This is a genomic window from Dactylosporangium darangshiense (genome assembly GCF_039537565.1).
In the GTDB taxonomy this organism is placed as follows: Bacteria; Actinomycetota; Actinomycetes; order Mycobacteriales; family Micromonosporaceae; genus Dactylosporangium; species Dactylosporangium darangshiense.
In genome coordinates, this window is sequence record NZ_BAABAT010000032.1 from 14,791 (window position 1) to 32,463 (window position 17,673).

Genomic DNA, 17,673 nt, shown 5'->3' on the forward strand with positions numbered 1-17,673 from the left:
TCACGTCCTCGAAAGCGTTGACTGCAGGGCGGCGATGAACGCCGGGGACTCGGCGACCCAGCCGAAGATGCCGCCCTGCGCGGCGATCATCGAAAGGCCCGCCGCTTGGAACTCCGGGAAGTACGAGCCCACGCAGTCGGCGAGCACGAGGCACTCGTACCCGCGGTCGTTGGCCTCCCGGACGGTGGTGTGCACGCAGACCTCGGTCGTCACGCCGGTGACGACGAGGCTCGTGATCCCCTTGGCGGTCAGCATCTCGCCGAGCTCGGTCGCGTAGAACGCGCCCTTGCCCGGCTTGTCGATGACCGGCTCGCCCGGGGCCGGCGCGAGCTCGCCGATGATGTCGTGGCCGGCCTCGCCGCGGATGAGGATGCGGCCCATCGGCCCGGGCGCGCCGATGCGCAGGCTGGGGTCGCCGCGGTTGAGCTTCGCCGGCGGGCAGTCCGACAGGTCGGGCAGGTGGCCCTCGCGGGTGTGGATGATCGTCAGCCCGGCCGCGCGGCAGGCCGCCAGCAGCGCCGCGGTCGGCTCGATGGTGCGCCGCAGCTGCCCGACGTCGTTACCGAGGGTCTCGCCGAAGCCGCCGGGCTCGAGGAAGTCGCGCTGCATGTCGATGACGAGCAGCGCCGTGGACGCCGGATCGAACGTGTAGGTGAAGGGGAGTGCATCGAGAGAGGCCACTGTGGACGCTCCTAAAAGGACGTTGCCGCGATGACGTCCGCGGACGTGGCGACGCAGCCGAAGACGCCGCCCTGCATGGTGACCATGTGCAGCGCGGCGGCGTGGTTGCCGGGGTCGGTGGCGCCGGTGCAGTCCGACAGGATCAGGCACTCGAAGCCGCGGTCGTTCGCCTCCCGCATGGTCGTGTGCACGCAGACGTCGGTGGTGATGCCGGTCAGGATCAGGTGCGTGATGCCGCGGGTGCGCAGCACCAGGTCGAGGTTGGTGGCGTAGAAGGCGCCCTTGCCGGGCTTGTCGACGACGACCTCGCCGGGCGCCGGCGCGACCTCCGGCACGATCTCCCAGCCGGGCTCGCCCTTGACGAGGATCCGCCCGCACGGGCCGGTCGAGCCGATCTCCGCGCCGATCTGCGCCGAGCGCCAGCGCTTGTTCGGCGGCAGGTCGGACAGGTCCGGGTCGTGCCCCTCGCGGGTGTGCACGACCAGCATGCCCAGGCCGCGCACGTGGTCGAGCAGCTTCGCCGTGGCCGGCAGCCCGGCCCGGGTGAGCCCGATGTCGTAGCCCATGCTGTCGACGTAGCCGCCCGGCCCGCAGAAGTCGGTCTGCCAGTCGATGCACAGCAGCGCGGTGCGCTCGACCGGCACGCTGCCGTCGTAGGGCCAGGCGTACGGCTGCGCGCCGACGACCGGGCCGATGGTTGCGCTCACGATCCCTCCTCTTGCCGGTGGGCCCGCCAGCCGCCGCCGGCGGTGATGTCCTGCGCGCCCGCCGCCGCGTACGCCTCGCACAGGAAGCCCTGCACGCTCGCACCGTCCACGGTGGACACGTATCCGATCGACAGCGGCGCCGCGACGCTGCCCAGCAGCGGGCCCAGCGCCGCGGCGGGCAGCCGCCAGATCTCGACCTCGATCGGCGCGCCCTCGCCCGCGCCGGCGCGCACCAGCCCCGGCACGCCGCTGGGCAGCCGGTACAGCCGGTAGCAGTCCGCGGTCCGGGTGGTGCGCGCGTACCGCCCGCCGAGCGCGACGAGCTCGCCGTTGCGGGCCTCGCCGCGCAGGTGGTGCCCGACCACCGCGAGCTCGACGTCCTGCGTTTTGCCGAGGTGTACCGCATGAGCCTCGCCCAGCAGCGCCGCGCCGAGCGCCAGCAGGGTCGGTTCGGCGAACGCGGGGCCGATGAGCGAGAGGCTGGCCGGCCGCCCGTCCGGGGTGTGTCCATTGGGGACGGTCAGCACCGCGAGGTCGAGGAGGTTGGCGAACTGGGTGTACCGCCCGAGGATCGCGTTGCGCCGCAGCGGTTCGGCGGCGATCTCGTCGATGGTGTACGTCGTGGGCACCGTCGGCAGCGCCAGCACGTCGATGCGCTCGAACAGCCGCGCGGTCGCCGCCCGCAGCTCGCGCAGCCGGTGCTGGGCGCGGAACGCGTCGGTGGCGGCGAAGGAGCCCCCGCTGCGCAGGATGCCGAGGGTCAGCGGCAGCACGTCCTCCGCGTGCTCGCGCAGGAAGTCCTCGAGGCCGGCGAGGCGCTCGGCGACCCACGGCCCCTCGTAGAGCAGCGCGCCCGCCTCCAGCAGCGGCCCGAGGTCGACCGCGGTGGCGTCGGCGGTGATGCGCGACAGCGCGACGCCGGCCGCCACGTACCGCTCCGCCTGCCCGCGGTCGCCCTCGAAGTCCAGCGTGTCGGGGCGGGCGAGCCCCAGGCGTACCGTCGCCGCTTCCTGGCTCTTGAAGGAACCGGTCCGGGACCAGGGGTCGCCGTCCTGCGGGCCCGCGGCCGCGCCGAGCACCGCGGCGGCGTCGGCGACGTCGAGCGCGAAGACCGACACGCAGTCCAGGGACCGGCAGGCGGGGACGACGCCGAGCGTGCTGAGCAGGCCGCGGGTGGGCTTGAGCCCGACGATGCCGTTCATGGCGGCCGGCACCCGGCCCGAGCCCGCCGTGTCGGTGCCGAGCGCGAACGCGACCAGCCCGGCGGCGACCGCGACGGCGGAGCCGCTGCTGGAGCCGCCGGCGACGAGGCCGCCGCCGTAGACGCTCTGCACCGCGCCGTACGGCGAGCGCGTCCCGGTCAGCCCGGTCGCGAACTGGTCGAGGTTGGTCTTGCCCACGAGCATCGCCCCGGCCTCCAGGAGCCGCTCGACGACCGGCGCGGTGCGCGCGGCCGGATAGGCGAACGCGGGGCAGGCCGCCGTGGTGGGCATTCCGGCGACGTCGATGTTGTCCTTGACCGCGAACGGGATTCCGTACAGCGGCAGATGCTCCTTACCCTGAAGCTCCGCGGCCCGCCGGCGCAGCGCCCCCGGCTCGACGCGGCTGATCCACACCCCGTCGGGCGCCTCGGCGGTCGCGGCGCGCTCGGCCACGTCGGCGACGCGCAGGTCGCCGCGGCGGTAGGCCTCGCGGAGGGCGGCGATCCCGCTGCGGATGGCGGTGCTGGTCATACTGTCGATTGTCGACAATCCTGTTACGCGCCAAGTCGCGCGATGTAACGCATTGATGTCCGACCGTTCAAATGCGGCCGGGCGAGATGGGGGAGGGCTCAGACCAGGTAGGAGCGCGCCCCGTGCTCGTTCAGCGCCGCCAGCACCGCGTCGGCGTCGCGGGCGGACACCGCGTCGAAGAGCCGCTCGTGGCGGTGCACGCCGTCGTGCGGCCGGGCCACCTCGGCCTCCCGGCGCAGGTTCATCGCCATGTACAGCTGGATCTTCACCAGGATCGACTCGTACACCGACGTCAGCTGCCGGTTGCCCGCCCGGGCCACGACCGCGACGTGGAACTCCCGGTGCGCCGTGGCCACGTCGAACAGGTCGCCGCGCGCGTCGGCACCCTGCATCGCCTTCATCGCCGACGCGATCCCGCTCAGGTCGGCGTCCGGCGGGGTCGCCTCGACCGCGTGGCGCTCCAGCACGTCGCGCACCGCGTACAGCTCCCGGATGTCGGCGTCGGACAGGATCGCCACCCGCACGCCCCGCCGCGGCAGGTGCTCCACCAGCCCGCGCTGCGCCAGCAGCCGCAGCGCCTCGCGCAGCGGCGCCCGGCTGATGCCGAAGCGGCGCGTCAGATGCTCCTCGACCAGCCGCTCGCCGGGCTCGGCGCCGCCGCCGAGGATCTCCCGGGTCAGCCGCGACACCGCCAGCTCGACCAGGCTCGCGCTGGCCAGCTCCCCGGTGTCTCTCATGGTCACAGTGTGGCAGACGGGACCGCAGGCCGTGCCGACAGCTTGCCGCGCTCCACCCAGGTGCGCGTCTAGATCGGGAAGCGGCCGCGGCGCCACTGCCAGTGGCGGCCGGCCTGCAGGTGCTCGACGGCCGCGCGCTGCAAAACCGTGCGGCGCGGCAGCTGCTCCAGCGGCGTGGTCAGGGTGCGGAACACGAACCGCAGCACCTCGACGTCGGCGTCCAGCCCTTCGGGCTCCTCGTAGGGCTCCAGCTCGAATCTGCGCTGGAACCGCACGATGTTGGAGTCCCCGGGCAGGTACTCCAGCAGCTGCGGGTCGAGCAGCCACGAGCCGCAGGCGAACGCCGTGTAGTCCTCGCCGGGAAAGTGGCGCGGGAAGAACGCGCGGGCCTCGTCCAGCGACGCCGCGACCGCCTCCGGGCTCAGCGGCCCCGAGTCGGGGATGTGCAGGTCGATGGCGTCGCCGCCGCGCTGGTGCTGCAGCCGGCCCAGCTCGTAGAGGCCGCCGCGCGCGTGCAGCGTCAGCCAGCTCTGCATGACCGGCCAGCCCTCGCGGTGCATCCGCCGGTCGATCGCGAGGTTGCGGCCCAGGTCCGCCAGCGTCGCCCACGACACCGCGTCGGCGACGCCGTGGTCGCGGTGGTACTCCCTGACGACGTCGACCAGGGCCAGGTACGCGTACACGTAGAGGTGCCGCCAGGCGGGGCCACGCTCGCGCGGCAGCTCCGGACCGGGCGACAGCCAGCCGTGGCCGCCGAGATCGGCGCGGACCAGGGCGATCGAGCGGTCGAGCAGCCAGCGCAGCTCCGGCGTCCACAGTGCCGAGCCGGGGTCGGGCCAGCCGGCCATGATCTCGGCGGCGTCGTCCGGCGCCACCGCGAGCCGGTCGAGGATCGCGGGCGCGTCGGCCTTGGCGGGCAGCGCAGCCGTCGGATGGTCCCCGGCGAGCTGGTGCACGCGTTCGACGTCCTCGACGGGCACCCCGAGCCGGGCGGCGGTGTCGTGCAGATCCACGCGGACGACTCTACGATCCGCGACCATGATCCGCGAGGCGGATCCTAGACGGACTGCAGGCCGTGCAGCCGCGCGAAGATCCCGCCGGCCGCGATCAGCTCCGCGTGCGTGCCCAGCTCCGCCAGCCGCCCGCCGGCGAGGACCGCGATCCGGTCCGCGTTGCGGATCGTGGCCAGCCGGTGCGCGACCACGAACGTGGTCCGCCCGCGCATGAGCCGGGCGAGGGCCTCCTGCACGAGCGCCTCCGACTCACTGTCCAGCGCCGACGTCGCCTCGTCCAGCAGCAGCACCCGCGGGTCGCGCACGAGCGCCCGGGCGATCGCCAGCCGCTGGCGCTGCCCGCCGGACAGCAGCGCGCCGCGCTCGCCGACCATCGTGTCCCACCCGTGCGGCAGGTCCTCGACGAACTCGAGCGCGTTGGCGTCGCGCAGCGCCCGGGTCACCGACTCCTGCGTGAGGTCCCGGCCGCCGTACGTCACGTTGTCCCAGATCGTGCCGTCGAAGAGGACCGGCTCCTGGGGTACCACGGAAACGAACTTTCGGTATGAACGCAGGTCGATGCTTTCCATGTCCTGCCCGTCGAGCAGGATGCGGCCCGCGCTCGGGCGGATGAACCCGATGAGCAGGTTCAGCATCGTCGACTTGCCCGAGCCCGACGGCCCGACGAACGCCACCGTCTCGCCCTCGGCCACGCGCAGGTCGATGCCGCTCAGCGCCGGCGCGGCCGACTCGGGGTAGCGGTAGCCGACACCTTCGAGCGCGATCTCGCCGCGCACGCCCGCCACGGTCTGCTTGCCTTCGTTGAGCTCGAGGTCGGGCGCGGAGAGCACCTCGCCGATCGAGCGGATCGACTCCAGGCCCTTGGTGACGATCGGCGCCAGCCCGAACAGCCCGATGACCGAGCTGGTGAGCACGGCGAAGTACGTGCTGAGCAGCACCACGTCGCCGGCGCTCACCGGTGCGACGCCGCTCCACGCCGCCCAGCCGGCGCCGACCAGGCAGGCGGCGCCGAGCAGCTGGTAGGTCACCCACGACATCGCGCCGAACCGCCCGTTGACCATGTCCAGGCGCAGGCCGGCGGTGCGGACCTCCTCGACGGTGCCGCGCAGCCGGTGTACCGCCTCCTGCTCCAGCGCGTGCGCCCGGGTGATCGGCATCAGGTGCGCCATCTCGTCCACCCGCGCGGAGAGGTCCTCGACCCGGCGGCGGAACTCCTCGTTGCGCGCGCCCGACCGGCGGCGCACCGCCGCGACCAGGGCCGCCGTGCACGGCACCACAAGCAGGAACAGTGGCACGAACTGCGGCACCCGGACCGCGGTCAGCGTGAGCGCGCCGAGCAGCGTGAGCACCGCCGAGGTGCCGGAGGCGGCCACCTGCTGCAGCATCATCTCGACGTTCTCGACGTCGCGCACGACCTTGGTCTGCAGCAGGCTCGCGCCCGCCTTCGTGTGGAACGCGATCGACAGCTGCTGCAGCCGCCCGGCCAGATCGGAGCGCAGGTCGGTGCCGAGGTGCCGGACGATCAGGCTCATCTGGCGCACCCACAGCATGTGCATCGGGATGTTCTGCAGCAGGATCACCGCGAGCACCCCGGCGTTGAGCCACAGCTGCGTCACCGGCCGATGCTGCACGACCACGTCGATGATGTTGGCCGTGAGCAGCGGTAACAGCCACATCGGGCTGTCCTTCACCGCGAACGCGAGCGTTGCCAACGCCAGGCGCGAGCGTCGCTGAGCGAGCAGCCGCAGCAGCGTGCGAGCGGGCCGGCGGCCGTCGAACTCCATGGCCACCATTCTTTTGGTACGCGCCTCGGCCGGGGAAGTCGGTCGAAGCGTCGACCGCGTCACAGCCGAACCGGGGGCGGAAAACGTCGCACGGTCGATGTAGCCTGCTGGTCATGACGCAGCCACCGTATGGATCCCCCAATCCGTATGGGCAGCAGGATCCGTACGGGCAGCAGCCCTCGCCGTACGGGCAGCCGGTGCCCTACCAGCAGTCAGACCCCTACGGCCAGCCCGCGCTGCCGCCGCCCATGTCCGCGCCGCCGGCCTCGAGCCCGCCGGCGTCCGGCCAGCCCTACTCGACGGCCTATCAGATGCCGCCGGTCTCCGGCGTGCCGACCTCGGGCGGATACGACCCCTACGGCCAGGCCGCCTACGCGCAGCAGGCCGGCTACGGCCAGCCCGTCGGCTACCCGATGGCTGTTGCCGCCGCCTACGACCCGCTGACCGGCCAGCCCTATTCGGACAAGAGCAAGCTCGTCGCGGGCCTGCTGCAGCTGCTCCCGGGCCTCTTCGTCATCGGCGGCATCGGCCGCCTCTACGCGGGCAACATCGCCCTCGGCGTGACCCAGCTCGTGCTGAGCATCGTCATCGGCTGGGTCGCCTTCATCTGCGGCTTCTTCCTGCTCTTCCCGTTCCTCATCAGTGGCGGCCTGTGGCTCTGGTTCGTCATCGACGGCGTCATGATGCTCGCCGGCCGCCCCGTCGACGGCCAGGGCCGTCCGCTGCGCCCGAACTGATCGTTGCAGGGGGCGGGCGACCTCGGGCCGCCCGCCCTCAGCGCCGCCGCCGGTGCAGCAGGATGTCCGACGGCCCGAGAAACCAGTGCCCGAGCACGCAGCGCAGCCGCACGTGCTCGACCGGGCCGGCGGTGCTCGCCAGCAGTCCTTCGGACCGTTTGGTCGCCGGAAGCCCGCACTCGGGGCAGTCCACCAGGTTCGATTCCATGCCTCTGGTGACGGGCGGTCCCCGCTCGCGGCTCACCATCGTCGCCAACCCGACGCCGTCCCGGAACGTGTCGTGGTTTCGGTGGAGGCCCACGGCCCGCGCCGCTTTGTACAGTGACGAGCATGGACCGCCTCGACGCCGATGCGACCGCGGACGCCGTTCGCGTCCTGCGCGATCTCACCGACTGGGAACTGACGCCGCAGGGCTGGGAACGCGCCGAGGTTTTCCTCGACCGCATCGCCACCGCGTTGGCCGACGCCGATGCGTACTCCCTGCGTCGCGCGGTGGCGGGCCTGGAGTCCAGCGGCCGCATCAAGGCCCTGCGCATCGGCAGCGACGACGTCGGCGGCATCCCCCCGCAGGTCCTGGAACGCCAGATGACCCTCGTGCACGCCCTGGTGGACGCCCCTGCGGACGAGCCACCGGAGGACGGCCGTGCTCGTTGAGCACGAGCTCGTCGCGCACGTCTTCGCGCCGCTGACCGGCCCGCAGGCGGCCCCGGCGCTCGAGCGCCTCGCCGGGATCTGGTCGGCCTGCCGCGAGGAGCTCGGCATGACCCGCGGCATCGCCGAGGCCGGCCTGGGCGCCCGCTGGCCCGGCGACGTGCACGATGCCGTCGAGGGCCCGCTGGCCGCCCTGCAGGACCCGGCCGCCGACCACCAGGCGATCCTGCGCCGCGAGCGCGACGCCCTGAACCTGTCCCTGGTGATGGCCACGCCGCTGCCGTCCAGCACGTCCGCACCGCCCACCTGGCAGCAGCTCGCCTCCCGCTGGCGCCTGCTCACCGCCGGCGACCCCGCACCGCTGCTCGGCGCCGTCACGATCTTCCAGGCCAAGTCCGAGGACCCGCCCGCCGCCGACGTCCGCGCCGACCTCCCGGCTGCTGCTGCGGACGCCAGAGCATGGTGGGCTCGCTCCGTCGAGGCCGACGGTTTCACGCTGTGGGAGACGACCCCGCGCGGTTTCGATGCCGCCCGCCGCCTGGTCGTCGTCGCCCGCCCCGGCGAGGACGCCGACCTGAGCCGCTTCACCTGGAGCGGCGGCGACACGGCCCTGCCCCCACTGGGCCGGTACCTCCTGCACGCCTCCTGGCTGCGCTACCTCGCCCGGGTCCGCGGCGACGGCAGCCAGCTGCTGCGCCTGCGCGAGGACACCGCGGCGCAGCTCGACCGCCTCGCCGACCACCTGCGCGACGCGTCGTCCCCGCGCGACTCCGCGCCGGCGTTGACCGCCGGCGCCGCCACGTTGACCGACACGCTGGAACGCCTGCGCCTGCTGACCCGAGCCGTCGAGATCACCCGCGCGAACCTGACCGCGTACCTGGACCCGCCGCTCCCCACGGACGCCGCCCTGTCCGAGTGGCTCACGCACCAGCTGTCCGACGACGCCGAGCCTCTGGCGGCCGCCCACGAGCGCTCGGATCGCCTGCGCGCCTTGGCCTCCTCGTCCCCGCCGCCCGCCGCCGCCGCGCCGCCGCCGTCCGCTTCGATCCAGCACTGCCTGGTGTTCGGCGTCGACGTGATCGGCTACAGCGCCCGCCCCGCCCCGGAGCAGGACGCCGTGCAGTCCCGCGTGGCGGCCCTGGTCGACCGGGTCCTCGAACGGGTGGGCGTACGCCCGGCCGACGCCGACCACCAGCCCAGCGGCGACGGCATGATGGTCGTCCTGCCGCCGGCGCTGGAGCTGCACCGCGTGCTGCCGGCCCTGCTGCACGGCTGGCGCGCGGCCCTCGCCGCCGACAACGCCTCCCACCCCGGCCACCGCATCCGCATGCGCCTGTCGGCAACGGCGGGCCCGATCGCGCGCGCGTCGATGGGCTTCAGCGGCGGCACGATCGTGGAGGCCGGCCGCCTGCTGGACTCCCCACCACTGCGCGCGGCGGCGGGGTCCCGCCCCGACGCCGACGTCGTCACGGTGATCTCCGACCGCCTGTTCCGCGACGTGGTGGCCGAGGGCCATCCCGGCCTCCACGCAGCCGAGTTCTCGGCGTGCGAGGTGGAGAACAAGACGTACCGCGCCACGGCCTGGCTCTGGTCCGGCCCCGGGTGACTGATTCTCCGAACCGGATCTGCGAGCCCGAAAGGTGCTTGATGAGCTACCGGCCTGCCCCCGGTGGAGTCATCGTGGTTCCGGCCGGGCTTCGCCGGCTCATCCAAGTCGACGACCGCTACGGTGGTCGATGTGCCTGGCTTGGTCAACCCCGCGCTTCCGGCCGGCGCTCTACGCGCTCTCACGCAGCCGCGACTGGTCGTCGACGACGACCTGACGCTGCGCCCCTGGCGCGCTGACGATGCCGACGCGATCCGTACGGCCTTCGCCACGCCCGACATTCAACGCTGGCATATGCGCAGCATCGATGGCGACGACGAAGTCCACCAGTGGATAGAAGACTGGACCACCTCATGGCACGCCGAGACCGACGCGGGCTGGGCAATCGCCCGCACCAGTGACGACCAGGCGATCGGTCAGGCAAGCCTGCGCTCGCTCGCGCTCTTCGCCGCTCAAGCCCAGGTCTCGTATTGGGTCGTACCCGCCGCTCGCGGCGCTCGTGTAGCCGCCCGCGCCACGCGTGCCCTGACTCACTGGGCCTTCGAGGTGTTACGGCTGCACCGCGTGTTCCTGCTGCACTCCACCGCCAACCCGGCGTCCTGCCGCGTCGCGCTCAATTGCGGATTTCCCGCCGAAGGAACGCTGCGCGGGTACATGCTGCACACCGATGGTTGGCACGACATGCACATCCACGCTCGACTCCATACAGACCTCTGACAAGATCGGGTGTCGAGGTCTGTCGCCGGCCGCTGATGGCCCGGCGCCGAACGACGGCTGCCATTTTCCAGAGCGGAAACGCCGCCCGAGCGCCCGGAAGGTGCGGCGGAACTCCGTGGGTGCGGCAGGCGAGCTACGACAGGACCTCGGGGCGTACGCCGCGGATCGAGGCGTCCAGCACCTGCGCGGTGTGGGCCAAACGCAGCGACGCGCCCGCCCGCGTCGCCGCCGCCGCGATCTGCATCAGGCAGCCGGGGTTTGCGGTGACCAGCAGTGACGCGCCCGTCGACAGGACGTCGCGCGCCTTGCGGTCGCCCAGAGCCGCAGCCGGCCCGGGATTCAGGATGTTCCAGATGCCGGCCGAGCCGCAGCAGATCTCCGGGTCCGGGATCTCCCGCAGGTCCAGGCCGGGAATGGCCCGCAACAGGGCGCGCGGCTGAGCGCGCACCCCCTGAGCGTGCGCAAGATGGCACGCGTCGTGGTAGGCGGCGGCCACCGGGACAGGGTGGCGCGGCGCGACCGGGCCCAGCTCGACGAGGAACTCCGACAGGTCACGCACCTTGGGCGCCAGCGCGGCCGCCCGCGGATCGTCGGGCAGCAGCGCGGCGATCTCCTTGAGCGACGACCCGCACCCCGCCGCGTTCACGATCAGGAAGTCGACGTCGGCGAACGAGTCGAGCAGCGCCGAGGCGAAGCGCGCGGCCTCGGCGGAGCGGCCGCTGTGCAGGCTCAAGGCGCCGCAGCAACCCTGCGACGGCGGGATGACGACGTCGCAGCCCTCGGCGGCCAGGACCCGGGCGGTGGCGGCGTTCACGGACGGGAAGAAGGCGTGCTGCACGCAGCCGGTGAGCATGCCGACCCGCGCGCGGCGAGGGCCGAGGGCGTGCACGAGCGGCGGGAGCGCGACGGCGCGGCGGACCGGCGGGGCCAGTGAGACCAGCGTCTGCAAGGTCGCCGGCAGGCGCCGTTTCAAGGGCAGACCCATCCGCTGGTACCCCACCAGCGGCGCCTTCGCCGCCCGCAACCGGCGCGGATAGGGAAACAGCGCGAAGACGGCGGCGCGCAGCGCCCGGCCGGCGGGCGGGCGGACCTGCTCGACCATCGTGCGGGTCTCGGTGATGAGCTTGTCGTACTGCACGCCCGACGGACACGCGGAGACGCACGCCATGCAGCCGAGGCAGGCGTCGAAGTGGGCGGTCATCGACGGGGACAGCGGCTCGCCCTGGGACTGCTGGAGCATCAGCTGGATGCGCCCGCGCGGGGAGTCCATCTCCTCGCCCCACAGGACGTACGTCGGGCAGGTCGGCAGGCAGAAGCCGCAGTGCACACAGTCGCTGATGAGGTCGTCGCGAGAAGTGGACATGACTAGATCCCCCCGACGAAGCGGCCCGGCGCCAGCGTGCCGGCCGGGTCGAACTGGTCCTTCACGCGGCGCATCAGGTCCAGGCCGTCGACGTGGCCCCAGACGTCGATGCGGGCGCGCACGGCGGGCGGCGCGGTGAGCACCACGCAGTGGCCGGCGCCGGCGCGGGTGGCGGCGCGCAGGTCGCTGATGACGCCGGCCACGACGCCGGGCTCGGTGCGGCCGGGCAGCCCCGCGTAGAGCACGCCGGTGCCGGCCGAGCCGCGGACCCGCAGCGGGACGTCGTGCAACTGTGCGGTCACGCCGGCCGCGGTGAGCAGGTAGGACACCCGCGACAGCGCGCAGGTGAGCTTGATGCCGACGTCGCCGGGCGACCAGGGGTACTCGCCCCAGCCGGACGGCGGTGCCTCGTCCTGTGCGGCGTCCTCGCCGAGCAGCTTCTCGAGGTCGGCGGCGCGGCGCTCGACACCGGCCGGTACGCCTTCGACGAGCGCGGTGACCGTGAGCGGGCCGGAGTCTGGGTCCATGTCGACCTCGAGGGCGCTGGGCACCACCTGCGCGCCGAGCACCGCGGCGACGGCCTGGCCGGCCTCCTCGGGGCCGGCGGCGCGGGCCGAGACGAAGCGGGACGCGGCGGGCAGCGGGTGCAGGCGGAAGGCGCACTCGGTGATGACGCCGAGGGTGCCGTACGACCCGGCGACGAGCTTGCCCAGGTCGTACCCGGCGACGTTCTTCACCACCTTGCCCCCGGCCCGGGCGACCACGCCGTCGGCGCGCACCACGGTGACGCCGATGAGCAGGTCGCGGACCGTGCCGTACAGCATCCGGCGCGGCCCGGAGGCGTTGACGGCGACGGTGCCGCCGACGGTCGCGCCGGGCAGCGGCTCGTCCAGGGCCAGCTGCTGGCCGGCGGGGCGCAGCGCCTCCTGCACCTCGCGCAGCGGCGTGCCGGCCCGCACGACGGCGACGAGGTCGCCGGCGGCGTGCTCGACCAGGCCGCAGACGCCGCCCAGCTCCACGATCAGGTCGAGGCGCTGTGGCGGCAGCGCCCAGTCCTGGCGGGTGCCGGCGCCGCGGGCGACGACGGCCAGCCCGTCCTCGGCGGCGCCGCGCACCACGTCGGCCACCTCGGCGGTCGTGGACGGCGAGGCCACCGCCGCGGCGGGCACTCCGGCAATCTCAGCGAGCATCAAAAGATCTCCACCCCCGGGGAGTGCTGTGGATGGACGCCCTTGTGCCGGCCGGGTACCTCGCCGCACAGGCGCGGTGTCGGGAACACCTTGCCCGGGTTGGCCAGGCCCCGCGGGTCGAAGGCGCAGCGCAGCAGTTGCATCGTGTCGAGGTCGTCGTCGGTGTACATCCGCGGCAGGTGTTTGGCTTTGTCGACCCCGACGCCGTGCTCGCCGGTGATCGAGCCGCCGTGCTCGACGCAGATGTCGAGGATCGCCCCGGAGACCGTCTCGGCCCGTTCGGCCTGGCCCGCGACCGCCTCGTCGAACAGCACGAGGGGGTGCAGGTTGCCGTCGCCGGCGTGGAAGACGTTGGCCACCCGCACGCCGTGCTCGCGGGCGAGTTCGCCGATGCGCGTGAGCACCTGCGGCAGCGCGGTGCGGGGGATGACGCCGTCCTGCACGATGTAGTCGGGGGAGATGCGCCCGACCGCGGCGAAGGCGGACTTGCGGCCCTTCCAGAACAGCGCCCGCTCGGCGTCGTCGGCGGCGATGCGGATCTCGAAGGCGCCGTGCGCGCGGCAGAACTGCTCGACGGCGGCGAACTGGGCGTCGACCTCGGCGGCGGGGCCGTCGAGCTCGACGATGAGCACCGCGCCGGCGCCGCCGGGGTAGCCGCAGTGCACCGCGGCCTCGGCGGCCTCGATGGCCAGGGCGTCCATCATCTCCACGGCGGCGGGCACCACGCCGGCCGCGATGATCGCCGAGGTGGCCGCGCCGGCCTCGTCGGTGCCGTTGAACGCCGCGAGCAGCGTGCGCACGGTCTCCGGCAGGCGCACCAGGCGTACCGTGACCTCGGTCGCGATGCCCAGGGTGCCCTCGGAACCGACGAACGCGCCGAGCAGGTCGTAGCCGGGCGCGTCGGGCGCGCGGCCGCCGAGGCGGACCAGGTCGCCGTCCGGCGTCACGATCTGCACGCCGGTGACGTGGTTGGTCGTGAAGCCGTACTTCAGGCAGTGCGCCCCGCCCGAGTTCTCCGCGACGTTGCCGCCGATGGAGCAGATCTGCTGGCTGGACGGGTCCGGCGCGTAGTAGTACCCGTGCGGGTTGGCCGCCCGGCTGACCTGCAGGTTGATGACCCCGGGCTCGAGCACCGCCCGCTCGTCCAGCGGCGCGATCTCGCGGATGGCGCGCAGCTGCGAGGTGACGATGAGCGCGCCGTCGGCGTGCGGCAGCGCGCCGCCGGACAGGCCGGTGCCGGAGCCGCGGGCCACGAACGGCACGCCGTGGCGCACGCAGGCGCGCACGACGGCCGCGCACTCCTCGGCGGTGCGGGGCAGCAGCACGATGCCCGGGACGACGCGGTAGTGCGCCAGCCCGTCGCACTCGTACGTGCGCAGCTCCTGCCGGTCGGTGATCACCTGATCCGGTAGCAGAACCTCCCGCACCGCTGCGGCGAATGCATCGAGGCTCATGGCATTCGTTCGTACGCCGGAATGGTCAAAAAGTCCACGAAATCGTCGGCCACGGCCACCTCCATGAACAATGCGCGGGCGGCGGCGAGGTCCCCGTCGAGCTTGGCGAGCTCCTCGTCGGCGATGCGCTCGACGAGCTCCTTCGTCACCCGCTCGCCGGTGTCGTCGAGCGTGACGTCGTTGTGCAGCCACTGCCAGACCTGCGAGCGGGAGATCTCGGCGGTCGCCGCGTCCTCCATGAGGTTGTTGATCGCCACCGCGCCGGTGCCCTGCAGCCAGGCGGCGAGGTACTGCACGCCGACGCTGACCGCGCTGCGCAGCCCGGCCTGGGTGCGCTGCCCCGGGGTCGCGCCGACGGCGAGCAGGTCGGCGGCGGTCACCGACACGTCCTCGCGCAGCCGGTCGAGCTGGTTGGGCCGCTCGCCGAGCACCCCGTCGAAGACCTCGCGGCAGACCGGCACCAGGTCGGGGTGTGCGACCCAGGAGCCGTCGAAGCCGTCGCCGGCCTCGCGGGTCTTGTCGTTGTGCACCCGCTCCAGGGCGACGGTGTTGACCGCGGGGTCACGGCGGCTCGGAATGAACGCGGCCATCCCGCCGATCGCGTGCGCGCCCCGCTTGTGGCAGGTGCGCACGAGCAGCTCGGTGTAGGCGCGCATGAACGGCACGGTCATCGTCACCGTGTTGCGGTCTGGCAGCATGAAGTCGCGGCGGCGACGTTCATCAAGGAAACACGACTTCTTGATGACGCTGAACATGTAGTCCCAGCGGCCGGCGTTGAGCCCGGCGGAGTGCTCGCGCAGCTCGTAGAGGATCTCCTCCATCTCGAACGCGGCCGGGAACGTCTCGATGAGCACGGTGGCGCGGATGGTGCCGGTGGGGCGGGCGAAGCGCTCCTCGGCGAAGGTGAACACGTCGTTCCACAGCCGAGCCTCGAGGTGCGACTCCATCTTCGGCAGGTAGAAGTACGGCCGGGTGGCGAGGTGGTTGTGGAAGAAGTACAGGCCGAAGTCGGTCAGCGAGCCGGACGTGGACTCGCCGTCGACGAGAATGTGCTTCTCCGGCAGGTGCCAGCCGCGGGGGCGCACCACGACGGTCGGCCGCGGCCCGTCGCCGAGCCGGTACTGCTTACCTTCTGGCGACGTGTAGGACAGCGTCCCGGCGATCGCGTCGCGCAGGTTGAGCTGCCCCTGCACGACGTTGTCCCACAGCGGCGTGTTGGCGTCCTCGTGGTCGGCGAGCCATACCTTCGCGCCCGAGTTCAGCGCGTTGATGCTCATCTTCGCGTCGGTCGGCCCGGTGATCTCCACCCGGCGGTCGACGAGGCCGGGCGCGGGCTCGGCGACGCGCCAGTCGCCCTCGCGCACGGCGAGGGTCTCGGGCAGGAAGCCGAGTGTGCCCCCGGCGGCGAGCGCGGCCTCGCGCTGCGTGCGCAGGCCGAGCAGTTCCAGCCGCCGCGCGTCGAAGGCGCGATGCAGATCTGCCAGGAAACTCTGAGCCTCTTCGGTGAGGATCTCGGCGAAGCGATCCCCGAACGGTCCGGTAATCTCGACGCCCGTAGCGTTGCCCATACGACCGACCTTAGGCCATATCATCCGGTACCCCGGTGCGTGCCGCGAGGCGTGTGGTATGGGAAGCTCGGCCGAACAAATTTCGGGTCCGTCGCCGTGCGGGGCCGTCCACCAGGGGAGTCGACGAACTGTGAGCGATCGGGGCAGGAACCGCCGCCCGGCAAGGTCGACCAAGGCCACCCCGCCGAAAGCGACGCCGGCGGGGCCGGACGCATCGACGGAGGACGAGGTCACCGACGCGACCGCCGCCGCGGAAGAGGCCGGCGCGGACGAGACCGCCGAGGAAGTTTCAGCGGACGCCACCGAGGCGGACGCCGCCGAGTCGGACGCCGAGTCGGACGCCGAGTCGGACGCCGAGTCGGACGCCGCCGGCGACGAGCCGGCCGAGTCCGAGGACGAGCCGGAGAAGTCGGGCAAGAGCAAGAAGAGCAAGGAGCCGGCGCCGCTGACGAAGGCCGAGGTGCGTGCCGCGGCCCGCGTCGCCGCCCGCAAGGCCGCCAACCGCCGCAAGGTCGGCGCGGCGATCGCCGGCACGCTCATCGTCCTGCTCGCCATCGGCGGCGCGCTCGCCGGCGTGTGGTACTTCGGCGACCGTGCCGATCAGAAGAAGACCGAGTGCAAGCCGCCGGCCGAGTCGTCCTACCCGCCGTTGCTCGGCGGCTTCGACAAGCGCCTGGCGACGGAGCCCAAGGTCGAGGCCGGCGGCACCGACCGGGTCGGCGTGCGCAACGTCAAGGTGCTCATCCAGGGCAAGTGCAAGACCGTCAAGCCGGGCGACACGATCGTCGTCAACTACATCGGCGCGACCTACAAGGACGGCAAGGTCTTCGACTCGTCCTGGACCCGCAAGCAGACGTTCCCGGTGCAGGTCGGCATGGCCGAGCAGAACCAGCAGCCCCAGGTCATCGAGGGCTGGGACCGCGGCCTCGTGGGCGTGAAGGTCGGCAGCCGGGTCATCCTGGACATCCCGGCCAAGGAGGCCTACGGCGACACGCCGCAGCAGCAGGGCGCCCCCGCCGGGGACCTGCGCTTCTACGTGGACGTCCTCGACATCCAGGCCCCCGACCCGTCCGGCGGTCTCAACGTCGGCGGCAACTGACCCGGTAGGCAACTAGGACATCGGCCACGCGCGAAGGGCGGCCTCGGCGATCTGCTCGAGGTCGCCCTTCGTCGCTCCGTCGCGGGCCTGCTGCGACATGCCCTGGATGACGGCGCCCAGGTAGCGGGCGAACGCCTCCGCGCCGGGCACGCCGCCGTCGGCCAGCCGGCGGGCGAGCGCCGCCACGTTGGCGTTGCGCAGCTCCCGCAGCTCCGCCTCGACATCGGCGTCGGCTGGCGTGCAGTTCGTCGCCGCGCTGATGACCAGGCAGCCGCGCGGGTGCGCCGGGTCGGTGTACACCCGGGCGATGACCAGCAGCATGCCGCGCACCCCCTCGCGCACCTCGGCGGCGGCGTCCAGCGCCTGCCCCGGGTCGCCGCCGAAGGTCCGCTGGTAGTGGCGCACCGCCTCCCGGAAGAGGCCCTTCTTGTCGCCGAAGGCCGCGTAGAGGCTCGGCGGCGTGATGCCCATCGCCGCGGTCAGGTCGGCGACCGACGTCGCCTCGTAGCCGTGCGCCCAGAACGCGAGCATCGCGCGCTCCAGCACGGTGTCCCGGTCGAAGCCCCGCGGTCGTCCTCGTGTCGCCTGTGCCACACCGGCAATTGTATAGCGCGCGCTACGAAACTCGGCTAG

17 protein-coding genes are annotated in these 17,673 nt (G+C 73.0%); 5 read left to right on the forward strand and 12 right to left on the reverse strand.

The features are described from left to right. The 6 genes from ABD901_RS39975 to ABD901_RS40000 form a co-directional block, all read right to left on the reverse strand. Positions 1 to 681 carry a cysteine hydrolase family protein gene (locus ABD901_RS39975; protein WP_345135585.1) on the reverse strand — a complete coding sequence of 227 codons (681 nt, stop codon included), beginning with the start codon at positions 679 to 681 and terminating at the stop codon, positions 1 to 3. 11 nt (positions 682 to 692) lie between these two features. Then, complete coding sequence (gene biuH / locus ABD901_RS39980) at positions 693 to 1,388, reverse strand: biuret amidohydrolase (protein ID WP_345135587.1); 696 nt, start codon at positions 1,386 to 1,388, stop codon at positions 693 to 695. Then, a complete protein-coding gene (gene atzF / locus ABD901_RS39985; RefSeq protein WP_345135589.1) occupies positions 1,385 to 3,121 on the reverse strand; it encodes an allophanate hydrolase in 1,737 nt (578 codons plus the stop codon). The genes biuH and atzF overlap by 4 nt, the downstream gene beginning before the upstream one ends. 98 nt (positions 3,122 to 3,219) lie before the next feature. Then, entirely contained in the window at positions 3,220 to 3,858 is a 639-nt protein-coding gene (locus ABD901_RS39990) for a GntR family transcriptional regulator (RefSeq protein ID WP_345135591.1), read from the reverse strand. A gap of 68 nt (positions 3,859 to 3,926) precedes the next feature. After that, entirely contained in the window at positions 3,927 to 4,871 is a 945-nt protein-coding gene (locus tag ABD901_RS39995) for an acyltransferase domain-containing protein (RefSeq protein WP_345135592.1), read from the reverse strand. A 44-nt stretch (positions 4,872 to 4,915) separates the two neighbouring features. After that, positions 4,916 to 6,655: an ABC transporter ATP-binding protein gene (locus ABD901_RS40000; RefSeq protein ID WP_345135594.1), complete on the reverse strand. Its 1,740-nt coding sequence runs from the start codon at positions 6,653 to 6,655 to the stop codon at positions 4,916 to 4,918. Positions 6,656 to 6,768: 113 nt separating this feature from the next. On the opposite strand from ABD901_RS40000, the gene ABD901_RS40005 reads away from it, so the two are divergent. After that, positions 6,769 to 7,392 (forward strand): hypothetical protein, encoded by a 624-nt coding sequence (locus ABD901_RS40005; protein ID WP_345135596.1) that lies wholly within the window; start codon positions 6,769 to 6,771, stop codon positions 7,390 to 7,392. A 37-nt stretch (positions 7,393 to 7,429) separates the two neighbouring features. Here ABD901_RS40005 and ABD901_RS40010 read toward each other — a convergent pair whose 3' ends face one another. Beyond that, a complete protein-coding gene (locus ABD901_RS40010; RefSeq protein WP_345135597.1) occupies positions 7,430 to 7,693 on the reverse strand; it encodes a hypothetical protein in 264 nt (87 codons plus the stop codon). A gap of 29 nt (positions 7,694 to 7,722) precedes the next feature. Here ABD901_RS40010 and ABD901_RS40015 point away from each other — a divergent pair, with 29 nt between their 5' ends. The 3 genes from ABD901_RS40015 to ABD901_RS40025 all read left to right on the forward strand — a co-directional run bounded on the left by ABD901_RS40015 (position 7,723) and on the right by ABD901_RS40025 (position 10,366). Then, positions 7,723 to 8,046 (forward strand): CATRA system-associated protein, encoded by a 324-nt coding sequence (locus ABD901_RS40015; protein WP_345135599.1) that lies wholly within the window; start codon positions 7,723 to 7,725, stop codon positions 8,044 to 8,046. Beyond that, the gene (locus tag ABD901_RS40020; protein WP_345135601.1) at positions 8,036 to 9,649 is read left to right on the forward strand and encodes a CATRA conflict system CASPASE/TPR repeat-associated protein; all 1,614 of its coding nucleotides are present in this window, start codon (positions 8,036 to 8,038) and stop codon (positions 9,647 to 9,649) included. The genes ABD901_RS40015 and ABD901_RS40020 overlap by 11 nt, the downstream gene beginning before the upstream one ends. A 132-nt stretch (positions 9,650 to 9,781) precedes the next feature. Next, positions 9,782 to 10,366: a GNAT family N-acetyltransferase gene (locus ABD901_RS40025; protein WP_345135603.1), complete on the forward strand. Its 585-nt coding sequence runs from the start codon at positions 9,782 to 9,784 to the stop codon at positions 10,364 to 10,366. A gap of 133 nt (positions 10,367 to 10,499) precedes the next feature. Here ABD901_RS40025 and ABD901_RS40030 read toward each other — a convergent pair whose 3' ends face one another. From ABD901_RS40030 to aceB, 4 genes are read right to left on the reverse strand one after another with little or no spacing between them, the layout of a single operon-like run. Beyond that, complete coding sequence (locus ABD901_RS40030) at positions 10,500 to 11,729, reverse strand: (Fe-S)-binding protein (RefSeq protein WP_345135604.1); 1,230 nt, start codon at positions 11,727 to 11,729, stop codon at positions 10,500 to 10,502. Between the two features lie 2 nt (positions 11,730 to 11,731). Further along, positions 11,732 to 12,919 (reverse strand): FAD-binding oxidoreductase, encoded by a 1,188-nt coding sequence (locus tag ABD901_RS40035; protein ID WP_345135607.1) that lies wholly within the window; start codon positions 12,917 to 12,919, stop codon positions 11,732 to 11,734. Beyond that, positions 12,919 to 14,373, reverse strand: coding sequence for an FAD-linked oxidase C-terminal domain-containing protein (locus ABD901_RS40040; protein ID WP_345135609.1), 1,455 nt, complete (start codon positions 14,371 to 14,373; stop codon positions 12,919 to 12,921). Before ABD901_RS40040 ends, ABD901_RS40035 begins: the two co-directional genes overlap by 1 nt. Further along, positions 14,370 to 15,941 (reverse strand): malate synthase A, encoded by a 1,572-nt coding sequence (gene aceB, locus ABD901_RS40045; protein ID WP_345135611.1) that lies wholly within the window; start codon positions 15,939 to 15,941, stop codon positions 14,370 to 14,372. The genes ABD901_RS40040 and aceB overlap by 4 nt, the downstream gene beginning before the upstream one ends. A 130-nt stretch (positions 15,942 to 16,071) precedes the next feature. On the opposite strand from aceB, the gene ABD901_RS40050 reads away from it, so the two are divergent. Next, a complete protein-coding gene (locus ABD901_RS40050) occupies positions 16,072 to 17,040 on the forward strand; it encodes an FKBP-type peptidyl-prolyl cis-trans isomerase (RefSeq protein WP_345135613.1) in 969 nt (322 codons plus the stop codon). A 12-nt stretch (positions 17,041 to 17,052) separates the two neighbouring features. Here the strand turns inward: ABD901_RS40050 and ABD901_RS40055 are convergent, their stop codons facing one another. After that, the gene (locus tag ABD901_RS40055) at positions 17,053 to 17,634 is read right to left on the reverse strand and encodes a TetR/AcrR family transcriptional regulator (protein WP_345135616.1); all 582 of its coding nucleotides are present in this window, start codon (positions 17,632 to 17,634) and stop codon (positions 17,053 to 17,055) included. Positions 17,635 to 17,673: the final 39 nt, after the last annotated feature.